Raw genomic sequence first — 15,458 nt, 5'->3', positions numbered from 1 at the left:
TGGTCCGCCATGCCCGAAGGTGACACCGTTTTCCACACCGCCACCGCACTGCGCGCGGCGCTGTCGGGTAAGGCATTGATCCGCTGTGATATTCGGGTTCCCCGCTACGCCACAGTCGATCTCAGCGGGCAGATGGTCGACGAAGTGCTCAGCCGCGGCAAGCACCTCTTCATCCGGGTGGGGCCCGCCAGCATTCATTCGCACCTCAAGATGGAGGGCAGCTGGCGCATCGGATGGAGCAAGGGTGCAGCACACCGTGTCCGGATCGTGTTGGAAACCGCCGACAGTCGGGCCACCGGGATCGACCTGGGCTTGTTGGAGGTGCTGGACCGCGAGACTGACATGGCTGCCGTCGAGCACCTCGGGCCCGACCTGCTCGGCCCCGACTGGGAGCCCCGCACCGCGGCAGCGAATCTGACTGCCGACCCCACGCGCCCGCTGGCACCCGCGCTCCTCGATCAGCGGGTGATGGCCGGTGTCGGCAATGTTTACTGCAATGAACTCTGTTTCGTCTTCGGCCGGCTACCGACCTCGCCCGTCAGCTCCCTGACCGACCCGTTGCGCGTCGTGCAACGGGCCCGGGACATGCTGTGGCTCAACCGGTCCCGGTGGAACCGCACGACCACCGGCGATACCAGACCCGGACGCCAGCTGTGGGTGTACGGCCGCGCCGGCGAGCCATGCCGCCGCTGCGGAACGCTGATCGAGACCGACAACGCCGGTGAGCGGGTGGCCTACTGGTGCCCGACCTGTCAAGCCTGAATTGCTTTGCACGGCAGAATCTGTGGATGAATCGTGCACTGTGGATAACGCTCAATCGTGTCGGTGGGTGGTGGCATAATCGAACGTATGTTCGACGCTGATGCTGATGCTGATGCTGACGCCGGTGCGGCGTTGATCGATGCGATCACTGCCGCGGCGCGGGCCGAGTCAGCAGCGATCGCGGCCCGGTTGGCCGCCATCGGAGAGTTGGATACCCGGCGGGAACACGAGTTGGCCGAGACCATCTTTTGGACCACCGATCCGTTCGAGGAGGTGGCCGCCGAAATCTCGGCGGCGATGCGGATCAGCCGCAGCCGCGCCGGCACCCAGATCCACCACGCCCGAGTCTTGCGCGACAAACTTCCGCTGGTGGCAGCCCGGTTCGCCGCAGGCGATATCGACTATCGGGTGGTGCGCATCATCATCGCCCGCACCGAAACCGTGCATGCGTCGGTGTGGGGCCAGCTCGATGAGGTGTTGGCGTCGCGGGCACGGACCTGGATGCGGCTTTCTGAACGCAAAATGCGCGAACGAGTCGATCAGCAGGTCGCCAAACTCGACCCGAACGGGGTGCGGGTCCCACCCGATCTGACCGAGGATGCGTTCGTTCAGATCGAGCCGGGCAGCCCGGGGCGGGCCACACTGTGGGCCAACATCGATGCAGTGGATGGGGCAGCACTGGATCAGCGCCTCGACGCGCTGGCCAACACCGTGTGTGACAACGATCCGCGTACTCATGCGCAGCGCCGCGCTGCGGCGGTCGGGCCGCTGGCTCGGCTGGAGGCCCAGTTGCGGTGCCTGTGCGGGCTACCGGAGTGCCCGGCAGTGCAGAAGCGGGCGGCCGCTAATGCGGCGGTGGTTCATGTGTTGGCTGAGCAGGCCACCGTGGAGGGCACCTCCAACAATCCGGGCTATCTGCCCGGTCATGGCATCCTGCCCGCCCACAGGGTGCGCGACCTGGTGGACTCGGCCAAACTCAAGCCGCTGCACGTGCCGGCCGCGCGGACTGACACGCCGCAGCGGACCCAACCCACCGAACCGGCCGAACCCAGCCATGCGTCTGAGGCATCCGAACCGGCCGAACCCAGCCATGCGTCTGAGGCATCCGAGCCATCCGAACCCAACGAGTCCACAGGCAACTCAGAGCCGGCCGGGCCGACCGAACCCACCGGGTCTACCGAGGCGGCTGAACCGGTCGACGTATCCGAGCCGACCGGGTCCACCGAGCCGAGCGGGCCCGCTGAGCCGAGCGGGCCAGCCGAGACGACAGCATCGACTGAACCCAGCGAAACCACCGGCGCCGACGAGCCCAGCCAACCTGCCGATGCGGGCGAGCCCGGGTATCGCCCGTCGGCGGCACTTTCCGAGTTCATCCGGTGGCGCGATCTGACCTGCCGGTTCCCCGGCTGCGACGCCCCCGCCCAACGCTGCGACATCGACCACACCGTGCCCTACCCGACCGGGCCCACCCACCCGTCCAACAACAAGCTCTACTGCCGCGCCCACCACCTGCTCAAAACTTTCAGCACCGGCTGGACCGATCGCCAATTGCCCGATGGCACCGTGATATTCACCGCACCCACCGGGCACACCTATGTCACCGAACCCCACGGCGCCGCCATGTTCCCGGCATTAGCCACCCCGACTGGGGACCTGGACCTGCCCGAACCCGACGCGCCCCACCCCAACCGCGGCGCGATGATGCCGACCCGCCGCCAAACCCGCGAACAGGACCGTCAAAACCGCATCTCAGAAGAACGCTGGCTACGCGCCGAACTCAACAATGACCTCGAACACGAACGCCAATTCCAAGCCTGGATCGCCGAACACTACGAACCACCCCCACCATTCTGAGTGGCACGGGGTACCAGGCCCCTAGCCCGCTTTCACGTTCAGTGCCATGGCGACCTCCACCCAGAGGCCGGATTCGAAAGCGCCTTCGATGCCCAATGGGTGGTGTCGCCGCGGAAACCCCGGCCCCGGTCTGGCCGATCAACACATCAATGCCACTTAGGGTGAGAACATGACCCACGCCGTCGTCCGCCCCACGTCACCGGATGACCTCGACGCGATCGGCACCATCTACGCCCACCATGTCGAGACCGGGGTGGCCACGTTCGAACTGATCCCGCCGCATCGCGACGAGTGGGAGCGCCGGTTGGCGACGGCACGCGAACGTGAATTGCCGTTCCTCACCGCGACACTCGATGGCGAGATCGTCGGCTACGCGTACTGCGCACCTTGGAAACTACGTCCGGCCTATCGGCACACCGTGGAGAACTCGATCTACCTCGCCCCGCAGTGCGCCGGGCGCGGCATCGGGACTCTGCTACTGAAGGGACTGCTCGACGGCTGCACTGCGGCGGGCATCCGTGAAGTCATCGCCGTGGTGGTCGATGCCGAAGAGGCGGCGGCATCGCTTGCCCTGCACCGCAAGCACGGCTTCGTAGAGGCCGGGCGGCTGCGTGCGGTGGGCTACAAGCACGGGCGGTGGCTGGACACGGTGCTGCTGCAGCGCAGCCTGCCGGTCAGCAGTTGACGAGTTCCGGCTCGCAGATCGACTGCGAATCCGGTTCCGGTGCAGTTTTTTTGGTGGCCGGCTCGGGATCCTTGGGCGTGCTCCCCCACGGGAATGCCAGGCGCACGATCTTGCGGACCACCGAGGCGAACTGCTTGTGGATCGGGCCGGTGTTGTAGGGCAGGCCGTAGCGCTGGCAGATCTCCTTGACCTCACCGGAGATCTCGGCGTAGCGGTGCGCCGGAATATCCGGGAACAGGTGGTGTTCGATCTGGAACGACAGGTTGCCGCTGAAGATGTGGAACCACTTGCCGCCGGACAGGTTTGCCGAACCCAGCAGTTGACGGAAGTACCACTGGCCGCGGGTCTCGTCCTGGGTCTCCTCGATGGTGAACTCGTGGGTGCCCTCCGGGAAGTGCCCGCAGAAGATGATCGTGTACGACCACACGTTGCGCATGAGGTTGGCAGTCATGTTGCCCGCGAACACGAATGGCGCGAACGGGCCCGCCAGCAGCGGGAAGGCCACATAGTCCTTGACGGTCTGCTTGCGGACCTTGGCCCACATCTCGCGCAGCATGTCCTTCTTGTCCCGCAGCTTGATCTCGCCGGTGCGGATCCGCTCGGTCTCCAGCTCGTGCAGAGCCACGCCGTACTGGAAGAACACCATCAACAGGAATGCGTAGAGCGGGTTGCCCAGGTAGTACGGGCTCCACTTCTGGTCCTCGCTCATCCGCAGGACGCCGTAGCCGATGTCGCGGTCCATGTCGACGATGTTGGTGTAGGTGTGGTGCATGTAGTTGTGGGAGTGCCGCCACTGGTTGGACGGGCAGGCCGAATCCCATTCGAAGTTCTGGCCCCGCAGCGCGGGATCGCCCATCCAGTCGTATTGGCCATGCATGACGTTGTGGCCGATCTCCATGTTGTCGAGAATCTTCGACAGGCCGAGCATCACGGTGCCGACAGGCCAAGCCGGCGGCAGGAACAGTAGGGCCCGGCCACCGACCTCGAGCTTGCGCTGGAGCTTGATGATGTCGCGGATGTAGGTGGCGTCGCGCTCGCCGAGATCGGCGACTGCCTTTTCACGGATGGCGTCGAGTTCGGCGCCGAAGGTTTCGAACTGCTCGGGGGTCAAGGTGTAGTGAGTCATGTCTGCGCCTTTCAGGGGTCTACAGGTCTCAAAGGTCGATGACGACGTCGCCGACGGGTGCGGTGACGCAAATTTCGATGTCTTCGCAATCGGCGGTGGAGATCGCGCCGGTGATCAGGTTGCGGACTGCGCCGCTGGTCTTGAAACGGGTGCAGGTGTGGCAGATGCCCATCCGGCAGCCGCTTTCCGGCGTGAGCCCGGCGGCCTCGGCCTGCGCCAGCAGTGGTTGACCGTCATCGGTCACCTCCACGTTGCTGTTGGCGAACCTGACGGTGCCTCCGGTGGATCCCGTCGGCATGGCGAACACGGGTGGGACGAAGCTCTCCGAAAGTGCATCGGGACGCACCTCCCGCACGGCCTCGACCAACGCCTGCGGGCCGCAGACGAACACCGCATCCGGCTGGGCGCCGGCGAAGGCAGCGGCCAGGTGCGCGGGACCGAAGTGCCCGTCGAGGTCACCCTCGGCGCCGTCGCGGGTGTAACCGTGCAGGACCCGCACGCCGGCCGAAGCCATGTCCGCGAGCTCCGCGCGATAGCAGGCCTCGTCGACGCCACGTGCGTAGTGCAGGAATGCGATTTCGCCGGTGAACGCCTGTGCACGCAGCGTGCGCAACATGGACAGCACCGGGGTGATCCCGCTGCCACCGGAGACGAACAGGATGCGCTGAGGCAGTGTCTCGGGCAGGAGGAAATCTCCGCCGACCGAGTCGAGTCCCAGCACCATGCCCGGATAGGCGTGGTCACACAGGTAGTTCGACACCAGCCCGCCTTCGTGGCGGCCGATGGTCAACTCGAGGCGGTGGGCGCCTTGGGCGCTGGCCGGCGAATAGCAGCGGGTGCGCCGCCGGCCGTTGATTTCGACGGACAGGTTGATGTGCTGGCCGGCCCGGAACCCGGCGAAAGCCGTATTGGGTTCCAGGGTCAGCGTGACGCTGCGCGACGTCTGCCGCCGCACGGCGACCACCTTGGCGCGGGCGTCGCCGCGGGTCCAGGTCGGTTCGACCAGCTCGGTATATCGGTCAACGCCGTGGGGACCGGTCAACAAATTCGCGAGCGCACTCATTCGCGGTCCGGCCAACAGCCTTCGGCCAACCCCTTGGGTCATGGTTTGAGTGAACATATGTACACAGTGCGCGTGCACGCACGGGTCTGTCAACGACAAAAATGCTGCAAGTGGTAGGGTTCACACCAGTGAACAAACGTACGCCCACTTCACGAACATCGAGCTCACGAACGTCGAGCTCTCGTTCGCGTTCCCGCGATACGCTGACCAGGGAAGAACGCAAAGAGGCCACCCGGCGCGCGATCATCGCCGCCGCACTTACCCTTCTCGAGGACCGCAGCTTCAGCGCGCTGTCCTTGCGGGAGGTCACCCGAGAGGCCGGCATCGTGCCTGCCGCGTTCTACCGGCACTTCGACTCGATGGATGCGTTGGGCCTGGTGCTCATCGATGAGTCCTTCCGGTCTCTGCGCGACATGCTCCGCGGTGCTCGGGCCGGCAAGCTCGACCCGCACCATGTCATCGAATCGTCAGCCGAGATTCTGATCGGCAGTTTCAACGACCGGCGCGAGCACTGGCGGTTCATCGCCCGTGAGCGCTCCAGCGGGGTATCGGTGTTGCGCTATGCGATTCGCACCGAGATCAGGTTGATCACCTCCGAACTCGCGATCGACCTGGCCCGCTTTCCCGCCCTCAAGGACTGGAGCAGCGAGGATCTCAACATCCTGGCCAGTCTGTTCGTCAACGCGATGATCTCGATCGCGGAGAACCTAGAGGACGCTGTAGATGCACAATCAGTCGCCGCGATCCACCGCACCGCCGTCAAACAACTACGCATGATCGCCGTTGGCGTCAACGGGTGGCACAGCAGCGGCTAGGGTCCGCTCATGCCTCTCGAACTCGCCTTCCCGCGGCCCGATATCGCCGTCCTCACGCTCAATCGGCCCGAGAAGCTCAATGCGTTGTCGTACGAACTGGTCGAGGCCCTGCATGACACCTTGGACTCGATCGCGGCGAACAACGAATGCCGCGTCGTGGTGCTCACCGGCGCCGGAAGAGGCTTCTGCTCGGGCCTGGATCTGAGCGATCCCAACCCGCCCGAGGCCGGGGGCGGCACCGAGTTTCCCCGCTCGGGCATGCGCTGGCAGGAACGCATCGCGAACCTGACGGTCAAACTGCACCGGTTACGTCAACCCGTCATCGCCGCGGTCAACGGCGCGGCCTACGGCGGCGGCTTCGCCTTGGCCGCAGCCAGCGACATCCGTATCGCCGGCCCGGCGGCGAAATTCTGCACGCAGTTCATCAAGCTGGGCATCGGCGGCTGCGACATCGGGGTCAGCTACACGCTGCCCAGGATCATCGGCGCCGGCCCCGCGTTCGACCTGATCCTCACCGCGCGTGCCGTCGACGCCGCCGAGGCGATGCGGCTCGGCCTGGTCACCCGCGTCGTCGACGACACCGCGAACTTGCTCGACGCAGCCCTCGAGATCGCCGAAACACTGTGCAGCTACGGGAAGTTCGGGCTGGAATCAACCAAACAGGTGCTCTGGGCCAACCTCGACGCAGGCTGCCTGGAGACGGCTCTGCATGTCGAGAACCGCAGCCAGATCCTGTCGGTCGGGACCGGCAGCCTGAGCGGGTCGGCTCAGTTCATCAAGCGTGAGTAAGCGTCACAACTTTTTCCCGTCGATCGGCACGAGCCACAGGAACCCGATCCCGAGCAGCCAAGCCAACATGACGGCAACGAAGATGTACCCTGCGATCCGAAAGCGCCGAGGCGAAGTGAACGGCAGCGTCATCAAGACCATGGCCGCCATGATGCCGAGTCCACCCACCAAAGATTTGGCCGCGAGAAACGAACCCACGAGCCCGGCCACCACAGCGAACGGGATGACCCACCGGTAGTACTCACGCGGTATGCCGAACGGCAACATCGCTCCGTCGGCCGGCAGCACCAGATCGGGCCGATAGTGCGCCAGCCAGCGCCCGATCTGCCCGGTGGGCCAATCCTTCTCGAACTCATGCGGGTAGATGGCACCTTCACCCTGCGCGCAGATGGCCCATGCATTGAAGACGACTCGAAAGGACCCGCTCATATTGACCATGGCGATCCCGGTGATGTCGCCCCACTCGAGCTGCAGTGTCTTGCCGCGGCGTTCGAACGTGATACCGGCCGGCGACATCGTCAAAGTCTGACGTGCCCGACTACGCCACACGCGGGTACTGTCCGCACCCTGCAGCACGACGGGCACGGTGAAGTCGTCGTACACCGGAACAGTCATCGCGGCGTCCCGCCTCCGTCGACGATGATCACCTGCCCGGTCATGTAGCTGCCCGCGTCCGAACACATCAGCAAGGCCGCACCGACCATCTCGTCGGGGCTGGCCAGGCGGTTCATCAAGGTCCCGCCCACCATGTGATCGATTGCCTCCTGTGGGTTTCCGCGCATCATGTCGGTGTCCACCGGTCCCGGCGCGAGTGCGTTCACCCGGATCCCGAACGAGACGAACTCGGCCGCCATCGACCGGGTCACCGACATCAGCGCGGCCTTGCCGGACGCGTAGATCGACAGGGCCGGCGCGAACATGAACGCCCCGACCGACACCATGTTGAGCACCGCCGCATTCGGGCTGGCCTTCAGATGCGGCAGCGCATGCTGCACCAGGAACACCGGTCCGCGCAGGTTCACCTCGTACGACTTGGCCCAGGCCTCCGGAGTGGTCTGCCCCAACGGCTGCGCCAGCGCGTTGGCGGCGTTGTTGACCACCACATCGACGCCGCCGAACTCGGCGACCGTGCGCTCAACCAGCACACCCAGGTCGTCGACGTTTCCGCTGTGCGTGGGCACCCCGATCGCCTGTCCCCCGAGCTCACGCAGGTGCTCGGCCGCGCGCTCGCAAGCCTCAGGCTTGCGGCTGGCGACCACCACCCGCGCACCGGCCAGCGTAAAGCCCTCGGCGAGAGCCAATCCGATGCCACGGGTGCCACCGGTGACGATCACGGTCCGGTCGGTCATGTCGAACAGATGGTCAAATTTCTGACGGTTCACCCCGTCAGTAGACCATCAGCTCACTCCCGCCATGTACGGAGTCAGCCCAATACCCGGGCACTGACGAATTCGCGGGCCTCGCCGGTGATCGGGTCGGTGAACTCAAGGCGGTGGGCCAACAGTTGCAGCGGATCGGCGAAATCGTCGGACGCGACGTCGATCACCTTGGGGTACAACGAATCACCGATGATGGGCAATCCGATCGAGGCCATGTGCACCCGCAGTTGATGTGTCCGCCCGGTGCGGGGTGACAATCGGTAGAGTCCCATCCCCATGTCCTCGACATAGGTCTCGGCGTTGGGTTCTCCAGGCTCCTCGAACGCCTGTAACTGCCCGCGGTGCTTGATGATCCGGCTGCACAGCGTCGTGGGCAACGACACGCCGGGCGTGCCCTCGGCACGAGCCAGGTACGTCTTGCGCGTCCCGCCCTCGGCGAACAGCCGCTGATAACGGCCGCGGACCTCGCGGCGCACGGTGAACAGCAGCACACCGGCGGTCAGCCGGTCGAGCCGATGGGCCGGGCTCAGTTCCGGCAGATCCAGTTCACGACGGAGCCGCACGAGCGCGGTCTGCGCGACGTGACCACCCCGGGGCATGGTGGCCAGGAAGTGAGGCTTGTCGACGACGAGGATGTCGTCGTCGCGATGGAGCACCGGGATGTCGAACGGCACCGGCACCTCGTCGGCCAGATCACGGTAGAAGTAGACGTGTGCTCCCGCGGGCAGCGTCGTCGTCGCATCCACCGCCGTACCGTCTGGCAGAACCACTTCTCCGGCAAGCACTTTCGCACCGATACCGAATCGGGCCTGCAACTCGTCGTGCACGTTGCCGCCCAGCAACCGCAACCGCGCGGGCCCGAGGCCGTCGCGCACCGGTAACGGTGGGCGCTGTCTCAATTGAGCGGAACGGGTTCGAGAATCTCCGCACGTGCCTCCGGCGCGGCCTGCCGCAGCGCGTCGGCGGACTGATCGTCGGGCTGGGTCTGCGAAAGCACCTCGGCCTCGACGCGGGCGATGTAGGTGGCGACCTCGCGGTCGACATCCTCGGCGGTCCACCCCAGTACCGGCGCCACCACTTCAGCGACCTCTCGAGCGCAATCCACCCCACGGTGCGGGTATTCGATCGCGATCCGCATCCGTCGGGCCAGGATGTCCTCGAGATGCAGGGCGCCTTCGGCGGCAGCCGCGTAGTAGGCCTCGACCTTGAGGTACACCGGTGCATCGGTGATGGGCGCCAACAGTTCCGGGTTTCCCTCCGCCATCTTGAGCACCTCGCCGATCAGCGAGCCATAGCGGTCCAGCAAGTGCCGCACCCGGTACGGATGCAGGCCGTAATGCTTCCCGACGAACTCGGTCTGATTGATCAGGGCGAAATACCCGTCGGCCCCCATCAACGGAACCTTCTCGGTGATCGACGGGGCCACCCGGGCCGGAATGAACTCCGCGGCAGCGTCGATCGCGTCGGCCGCCATCACCCGGTAGGTGGTGTATTTGCCACCCGCGATGGCCACCAGGCCCGGTGAAGGCACCGCGACGGCGTGCTCACGCGAGAGCTTCGAGGTTTCCTCGCTCTCACCCGCCAGCAGCGGCCGCAGCCCGGCGTAGACGCCGTCGATGTCGTCGTGGGTCAGCGGTGTGGCCAGCACGGTGTTGACGTGCCCCAGGATGTAGTCGATGTCGGCCTTGGTGGCCGCCGGATGCGCGAGGTCGAGGTTCCAATCCGTGTCGGTGGTGCCGATGATCCAGTGTGTGCCCCAGGGGATCACGAACAGCACCGACTTCTCGGTACGAAGGATGATCGCCACCTCGCTGACGATCCGATCCCGTGGGACCACGATGTGCACGCCCTTGGAGGCGCGCACCCGGAACCGGCCACGTTCCTTGGACAGTGCTTGGATCTCGTCGGTCCACACGCCGGTGGCGTTGACCACGACATGGCCGCGTACCTCAGTGGTGGCGCCGTCTTCGGAATCGCGCAGGGTCACCCCCACCACACGATCGCCCTCGCGCAACAACGACACCACCTGGCTCGATGAACGCACCACCGCGCCGTAGTGGGCGGCGGTGCGGGCCACGGTCATGGTGTGCCGCGCGTCGTCGACAACGGTGTCGTAGTAACGGATCCCGCCGATCAACGAGCTGCGCTTGAGGCCCGGCGCCAACCGAAGCGCGCCCGCCTTTGTCAAATGTTTTTGTGCCGGAACGGATTTCGCTCCGCCAAGCTGGTCGTAAAGGAAGATCCCGGCCGCCACATACGGCCGTTCCCACACTCGGTTGGTCAAGGGGAACAGGAACGGCAACGGCTTGACGAGATGCGGCGCCAGCGTGGTCAGACTCAGTTCACGTTCGTGCAGGGCCTCACGGACAAGCCCGAACTCCAACTGCTCGAGGTAGCGCAGCCCACCGTGGAACATCTTGGAGCTGCGGCTGGATGTGCCCGACGCGAAGTCGCGGGCCTCGACGAGGGCGACTTTCAGTCCGCGCGTCGCCGCATCGAGAGCTGCGCCGGCCCCGACGACACCGCCGCCGATCACCACTACGTCGAATTGTTCGCTGCCGAGTCGTTGCCAGGCTTGCGCCCTTTGCTGCGGTCCGAGGAAGGTTTGCCCGTCGCCCGGTGCTGAGATCGGGTCAGTCACGATCCCAGGCTACGTGGGCGACGTCGGATCCGCCCGATTCTCTAGTCCAGGTCGTCGTGTTTCATCAATTGGCGTGCCGCCTCGGTGATCGAGCCGGACAACGACGGGTACACCGAGAACGTCTGGGCCAGCTCGTCGACGGGGATGCCGTTCTGCACAGCCAGGGCGATGGGCAGGATCAGCTCGGAGGCGATGGGTGCCACCACCACACCGCCGATCACCACGCCGGTGGCCGGGCGGCAGAAGATCTTGACGAAGCCGCGGCGCAGGCTCGACATCTTGGCCCGGGCATTCGTGTTGAGCGGCAGCGTAAGGGTGCGGGCCGGCACCGACCCGTCGTCGATCGCGGCCTGCGGCACGCCGACGGCGGCGATCTCCGGGCGGGTGAACACCGCGGCGGCGACGGTCCGCAACCGGATCGGGGCCACCGCCTCTCCCAGCGCGTGATACATCGCGATGCGTCCCTGCATGGCCGCCACCGAGGCCAGCGGAAGCAACCCGGTGCAGTCCCCCGCCGCGTAGATGCCCGGCACCGTGGTCCGCGACACCCGGTCGACTTTGAGGTAGTTGCCGGGCCCGAGTTCGATGCCGACACGCTCAAGGCCGAGACCACTTGTATTGGGAACCGAACCGACCGTCATCAGGGCGTGACTGCCCTCGACGGTGCGACCGTCGGCCATGGTGACGAGCACGCCGCCGTCGGTGCGGGTGACCGACTCCGCCCGGGCGTTCTTGATCAGCGTGACGCCGCGTTCGGAGAACACCTCCTCCAGCACCGCGGCCGCGTCGGAGTCCTCGTGCGGCAGGATCTGGTCGCGGCTGGCCACCACCGTCACGGTGACCCCGAGCTCGGTGTAGGCGTTGACGAACTCCGCGCCGGTCACGCCCGACCCCACCACCACGAGATGTTCGGGCAGCGCGTCGAGGTCGTAGAGCTGGCGCCAGTTGAGGATGCGTTCCCCGTCGGGCGCGGCGTTGGGCAGCACCCGGGGGCTGGCACCGGTGGCGATCAACACCACATCGGCGGTCAGCTGGCTGATCTCACCGTCGGCGCCGGTGACCTTGACCCGGTGCTGGGCCATGCCGGGGACGTCGTCGATGAGCTCGCCACGGCCCGCGATCAACTCGATGCCGTCGCCGCGCAGCCGTCCGGCAATGTCGTCGGACTGGGCTGTGGCCAGTGTCTTCACCCGCTCGTTGATCTCGGGCAGTGAGATCTTGGACTGCTCGAAATCGAGCGAATATCCCAGGTTGGGGGCACGCCGCAGTTCGGTGCGCACACCCGTGGAGGCGATGAACGTCTTGGACGGCACGCAATCCCACAGCACGCACGCGCCGCCGATGCCGTCGCTGTCGACGATGGTGACGTGAGCGACCTCAGGGCCGCGGGCAGCGGCGACGAGCGCCGCCTCATAGCCGGCGGGTCCGCCGCCGATGATCACGATGCGGGTAGCCACGGGACCAACCTAACCAACTTCGCCGATTAAGCTGTCTTACCGTGCCGCTGTACGCCGCGTATGGATCGAATATGCACCCGGAGCAAATGCTCGAGCGGGCGCCGCACTCGCCGATGGCGGGTACCGGGTGGCTGCACGGCTGGCGGCTGACGTTCGGCGGTGAGGACATCGGCTGGGAAGGCGCGCTGGCGACCGTCGTCGAGGATCCGCTGTCGAAGGTTTTCGTCGTGCTCTACGACATGACGCCGGCCGACGAGCAGAGCCTCGACCACTGGGAGGGATCCGAACTCGGGTTCCACAAAAAGATCCGCTGCCGGGTGCACCGGCTGTCGTCGGACACCACCACCGACCCGGTGTTGGCCTGGCTCTACGTGGTCGACGCCTGGGAGGGCGGCCTGCCCTCGGCGCGCTATCTCGGGGTGATGGCCGACGCCGCGGAGATCGCCGGTGCACCGGCGGAGTATGTGCACGATCTGCGTACCCGTCCCGCCCGCAATATCGGGCCGTAGCCGGGCGGAAGAGCTAGGCGGACGCGGCGACGATGTTGACCATCGTGCGCACGCCGACCCCGAGCGCACGCTCGTCGATGTCGAACGTGGGCTGATGCAGATCGAGCTGCGGGCCCTGCCCGCTCCACACCCCGAGCCGCCCCATGGCACCGGGCACGTCTTCGAGGTACCAGGAGAAGTCCTCGCCGCCGCCCGACTGATGGGTGTCGGCGAGCACGTCGGGGCCGACGGCCTCGATCGCGTGGGTGAGGATGCGGGTGGACACCTCTTCGTTCACCACCGGAGGCACACCGCGCCGGTAGTTGAGGCTGTGGGAGATGTTCAGCGGGGCCAACAGCGTCGTAACCGTCTCTTCCACAATGGATTCCAGAGTCAACCAGGTATCGCGGCTCGCGGTGCGGATGGTCCCGGCCAGAGTTCCGATCTGCGGAATGGCATTGGCGGCCACGCCGGCATTGACCGCGCCCCACACCATCACGGTGTCGTGGCGCGGGTCGATCCGACGAGACAGCACGCCGGGCAACCCGGTGATCAGTGTGCCCAACCCGTAGACCAGGTCACCGGTCAGGTGCGGCCGGGAGGTGTGCCCGCCGGGCGAGTGCAGGGTGATCTCGATGGAATCAGCTGCCGAGGTGATGGGACCGGGCTTGGTGGCCACCCGACCGACGGCCAGTCGCGGATCGCAGTGCAGCGCGAAGATCCGGCTCACCCCGGTCAGCACACCCGCGTTGATGGCGTCGATCGCACCACCGGGCATGAGCTCTTCGGCGGCCTGGAACACCAGCCGCACCCCGACCGGCAACTCCGGCACCGACGTCAGTGCCATCGCCGTGCCGAGCAGCACCGCGGTGTGCGCATCGTGCCCGCAGGCGTGCGCGACGTTGGGGACCGTCGAGGCATAGGACGCGCCGGTGCGGTCGGCCATCGGCAGAGCATCCATATCGGCGCGCAGCGCGATCCGTGGGCCGTCCTCGGGACCGAAGTCGCAGGTCAGACCCGTGCCGCCCGGCAATACCTTGGGGTTCAGCCCCGCGTCGGCCAGGTGGCGCGCCACGAATTCGGTGGTGGCGAACTCTTGGCGACCCAGTTCCGGATGGGCATGCAGATGCCGCCGCCAGGACACCATCTCGTCGTAGTTGGCCGACAACCAGCGGGCAGCCGCGTGTTGCAGCACACTCATGACGACCGCCTCCTCTGCAGCGCCTCCAAGACCCGGTCCCGCTGCGCAGGCGTCTCGGCCAGCTGAACGACGCTGCGAGCCAACATGATTGCGCCTTCTAGCACAGCCTGGTCGGCACTCGGGCCCGCCGCGGCGGCGGTGAAAGCCGGCTGGTGGATCGCCGCCCCGCCCGAGTCGATACCGATTACCGGATGGATCCCGGGCATCACCTGACTGATGTTGCCCATATCGGTACTGCCCAACGGCACGCTTGCCTCCACGTTCTCCGGCAACGGACTACGGCCCAGGCGCCGCATCTCGGCGCGAATGGTCTCGGAAAGCCATGGGTCGGGCACCAATTCGGCGTAGGCAGGGCCGATCTCGGTGACCCGGTGCTCACAGCCGGTTGCCAGCGCTCCGGCCGAAAAGCACTGGCCCATACGGCCTTCCAGCTCTCGCAGCGCCGGCATGTCGGTGGCTCGCATGGTGTAACGCATCTCGGCCCGGCCAGGGATGACGTTGGTGGCCTGCCCTCCGTGGGTGACGATGCCGTGCACCATCTGCCCCGGCATGAGCTGTTGGCGCAGCAGACCGATGGCCACCTGCGCGACCGTGACCGCGTCGCCGGCATTGACCCCGAGGTAGGGGGCCACCGCCGCATGCGATTCCCGGCCGGTGTAATCGACCGTCACCTCCGACAGCGCCAGCGAGCGCGCCGCGGCGATGTCCACCGGCCCGGGATGCAGCATGACCGTGGCGGCGATGTCGTCGAACACTCCGGCGTTGAGCAGCAACACTTTTCCACCGCCGAGCTCCTCGGCCGGGGTCCCGACGAGCACCACGGTCAGGCCCAAGTCGTCGGCGACGTCGGCCAAGGCCAGGGCGGTGCCGACGGCGGAGGCCGCGATGATGTTGTGCCCGCACGCGTGACCGATTTCGGGCAATGCGTCGTACTCGGCGCAGATTCCGATGACCAGCGGGCCGCTGCCGTACGTCGCCCGGAACGCGGTGTCCAGCCCGCCGGCGGCGGCGGTGATCTCGAATCCGTACTCCGCGACCAGCTCCTGCGTCTTGGCGCAGCTGCGGTACTCGGCGAATGCCAGCTCGGGCTCGGCGTGTATCGAGTGCGAGAGCTCGATGAGGTCGCCACGACGCCGATTGATGGCGTCCTCGACGCTCAGCGAGGCGGTGGCAGACGGCATCCTCGCAGTATCTCACT

The 15,458-nt window shown here is 66.5% G+C and carries 15 protein-coding genes; 6 read left to right on the top strand and 9 right to left on the bottom strand.

Annotation, left to right across the window (positions count from 1 at the left end; all coding sequences use genetic code 11):
• Window positions 1-9: 9 nt before the first annotated feature.
• The 3 genes from nei2 (at window position 10) to QQ25_RS09210 (ending at window position 3,301) form a co-directional block, all read left to right on the top strand.
• Window positions 10-762 carry an endonuclease VIII Nei2 gene (gene nei2, locus QQ25_RS09220; protein WP_039378361.1) on the top strand — a complete coding sequence of 251 codons (753 nt, stop codon included), beginning with the start codon at window positions 10-12 and terminating at the stop codon, window positions 760-762.
• A gap of 87 nt (window positions 763-849) precedes the next feature.
• Window positions 850-2,616, top strand: coding sequence for an HNH endonuclease signature motif containing protein (locus tag QQ25_RS31315; protein WP_039378359.1), 1,767 nt, complete (start codon window positions 850-852; stop codon window positions 2,614-2,616).
• Window positions 2,617-2,785: 169 nt separating this feature from the next.
• A complete protein-coding gene (locus QQ25_RS09210) occupies window positions 2,786-3,301 on the top strand; it encodes a GNAT family N-acetyltransferase (protein ID WP_052235721.1) in 516 nt (171 codons plus the stop codon).
• On the opposite strand, the gene QQ25_RS09205 is transcribed toward QQ25_RS09210, so the two are convergent.
• Entirely contained in the window at window positions 3,291-4,427 is a 1,137-nt protein-coding gene (locus QQ25_RS09205) for a fatty acid desaturase family protein (RefSeq protein WP_039378358.1), read from the bottom strand. The genes QQ25_RS09210 and QQ25_RS09205 overlap by 11 nt on opposite strands.
• Before the next feature lie 28 nt (window positions 4,428-4,455).
• A complete protein-coding gene (locus tag QQ25_RS09200) occupies window positions 4,456-5,547 on the bottom strand; it encodes a ferredoxin reductase (protein WP_039378356.1) in 1,092 nt (363 codons plus the stop codon).
• 71 nt (window positions 5,548-5,618) lie between these two features.
• On the opposite strand from QQ25_RS09200, the gene QQ25_RS09195 reads away from it, so the two are divergent.
• On the top strand, window positions 5,619-6,305 hold the full coding sequence (locus QQ25_RS09195; protein ID WP_039317385.1) for a TetR family transcriptional regulator: 687 nt from the start codon (window positions 5,619-5,621) through the stop codon (window positions 6,303-6,305).
• A 9-nt stretch (window positions 6,306-6,314) separates the two neighbouring features.
• Window positions 6,315-7,094, top strand: coding sequence for an enoyl-CoA hydratase/isomerase family protein (locus QQ25_RS09190; RefSeq protein WP_039317383.1), 780 nt, complete (start codon window positions 6,315-6,317; stop codon window positions 7,092-7,094).
• Window positions 7,095-7,097: 3 nt separating this feature from the next.
• Here the strand turns inward: QQ25_RS09190 and QQ25_RS09185 are convergent, their stop codons facing one another.
• The 5 genes from QQ25_RS09185 to QQ25_RS09165 are packed head-to-tail and all read right to left on the bottom strand — an operon-like array spanning window position 7,098 to window position 12,571.
• Window positions 7,098-7,709 (bottom strand): hypothetical protein, encoded by a 612-nt coding sequence (locus QQ25_RS09185; RefSeq protein ID WP_039378355.1) that lies wholly within the window; start codon window positions 7,707-7,709, stop codon window positions 7,098-7,100.
• The gene (locus tag QQ25_RS09180; protein WP_039378352.1) at window positions 7,706-8,476 is read right to left on the bottom strand and encodes an SDR family NAD(P)-dependent oxidoreductase; all 771 of its coding nucleotides are present in this window, start codon (window positions 8,474-8,476) and stop codon (window positions 7,706-7,708) included. Before QQ25_RS09180 ends, QQ25_RS09185 begins: the two co-directional genes overlap by 4 nt.
• A gap of 41 nt (window positions 8,477-8,517) precedes the next feature.
• Window positions 8,518-9,348: a pseudouridine synthase gene (locus tag QQ25_RS09175; protein WP_234711881.1), complete on the bottom strand. Its 831-nt coding sequence runs from the start codon at window positions 9,346-9,348 to the stop codon at window positions 8,518-8,520.
• Window positions 9,349-9,368: 20 nt separating this feature from the next.
• Window positions 9,369-11,114, bottom strand: a complete 1,746-nt coding sequence (locus tag QQ25_RS09170) for a glycerol-3-phosphate dehydrogenase/oxidase (RefSeq protein WP_039378349.1) — start codon at window positions 11,112-11,114, stop codon at window positions 9,369-9,371.
• Window positions 11,115-11,155: 41 nt separating this feature from the next.
• Window positions 11,156-12,571, bottom strand: coding sequence for an NAD(P)H-quinone dehydrogenase (locus QQ25_RS09165; protein WP_039378347.1), 1,416 nt, complete (start codon window positions 12,569-12,571; stop codon window positions 11,156-11,158).
• Between the two features lie 41 nt (window positions 12,572-12,612).
• On the opposite strand from QQ25_RS09165, the gene QQ25_RS09160 reads away from it, so the two are divergent.
• Window positions 12,613-13,080, top strand: coding sequence for a gamma-glutamylcyclotransferase family protein (locus tag QQ25_RS09160; RefSeq protein WP_039317369.1), 468 nt, complete (start codon window positions 12,613-12,615; stop codon window positions 13,078-13,080).
• Between the two features lie 13 nt (window positions 13,081-13,093).
• Here the strand turns inward: QQ25_RS09160 and QQ25_RS09155 are convergent, their stop codons facing one another.
• Together QQ25_RS09155 and QQ25_RS09150 are read right to left on the bottom strand one after the other, a co-directional pair.
• Window positions 13,094-14,260: a M20 family metallopeptidase gene (locus QQ25_RS09155; protein WP_039378345.1), complete on the bottom strand. Its 1,167-nt coding sequence runs from the start codon at window positions 14,258-14,260 to the stop codon at window positions 13,094-13,096.
• Window positions 14,257-15,441 carry a M20 family metallopeptidase gene (locus QQ25_RS09150; protein ID WP_039378344.1) on the bottom strand — a complete coding sequence of 395 codons (1,185 nt, stop codon included), beginning with the start codon at window positions 15,439-15,441 and terminating at the stop codon, window positions 14,257-14,259. Before QQ25_RS09150 ends, QQ25_RS09155 begins: the two co-directional genes overlap by 4 nt.
• Window positions 15,442-15,458 lie beyond the last annotated feature (17 nt).

The organism is Mycolicibacterium setense, from assembly GCF_000805385.1.
In the GTDB taxonomy this organism is placed as follows: Bacteria; Actinomycetota; Actinomycetes; order Mycobacteriales; family Mycobacteriaceae; genus Mycobacterium; species Mycobacterium setense.
This window is presented reverse-complemented; position numbering and strand designations above follow the sequence as displayed.

Excerpts from the sequence above, each read along its gene's own strand:
- QQ25_RS09200 (WP_039378356.1), bottom strand. The coding sequence starts at position 5,547 with ATGTTCACTCAAACCATGACCCAAGGGGTTGGCCGAAGGCTGTTGGCC.
- QQ25_RS09185 (WP_039378355.1), bottom strand. The coding sequence starts at position 7,709 with ATGACTGTTCCGGTGTACGACGACTTCACCGTGCCCGTCGTGCTGCAG.
- QQ25_RS09210 (WP_052235721.1), top strand. The coding sequence starts at position 2,786 with ATGACCCACGCCGTCGTCCGCCCCACGTCACCGGATGACCTCGACGCG.
- QQ25_RS31315 (WP_039378359.1), top strand. The coding sequence starts at position 850 with ATGTTCGACGCTGATGCTGATGCTGATGCTGACGCCGGTGCGGCGTTG.
- QQ25_RS09150 (WP_039378344.1), bottom strand. The coding sequence starts at position 15,441 with ATGCCGTCTGCCACCGCCTCGCTGAGCGTCGAGGACGCCATCAATCGG.
- QQ25_RS09190 (WP_039317383.1), top strand. The coding sequence starts at position 6,315 with ATGCCTCTCGAACTCGCCTTCCCGCGGCCCGATATCGCCGTCCTCACG.
- QQ25_RS09155 (WP_039378345.1), bottom strand. The coding sequence starts at position 14,260 with ATGAGTGTGCTGCAACACGCGGCTGCCCGCTGGTTGTCGGCCAACTAC.
- QQ25_RS09205 (WP_039378358.1), bottom strand. The coding sequence starts at position 4,427 with ATGACTCACTACACCTTGACCCCCGAGCAGTTCGAAACCTTCGGCGCC.
- nei2 (WP_039378361.1), top strand. The coding sequence starts at position 10 with ATGCCCGAAGGTGACACCGTTTTCCACACCGCCACCGCACTGCGCGCG.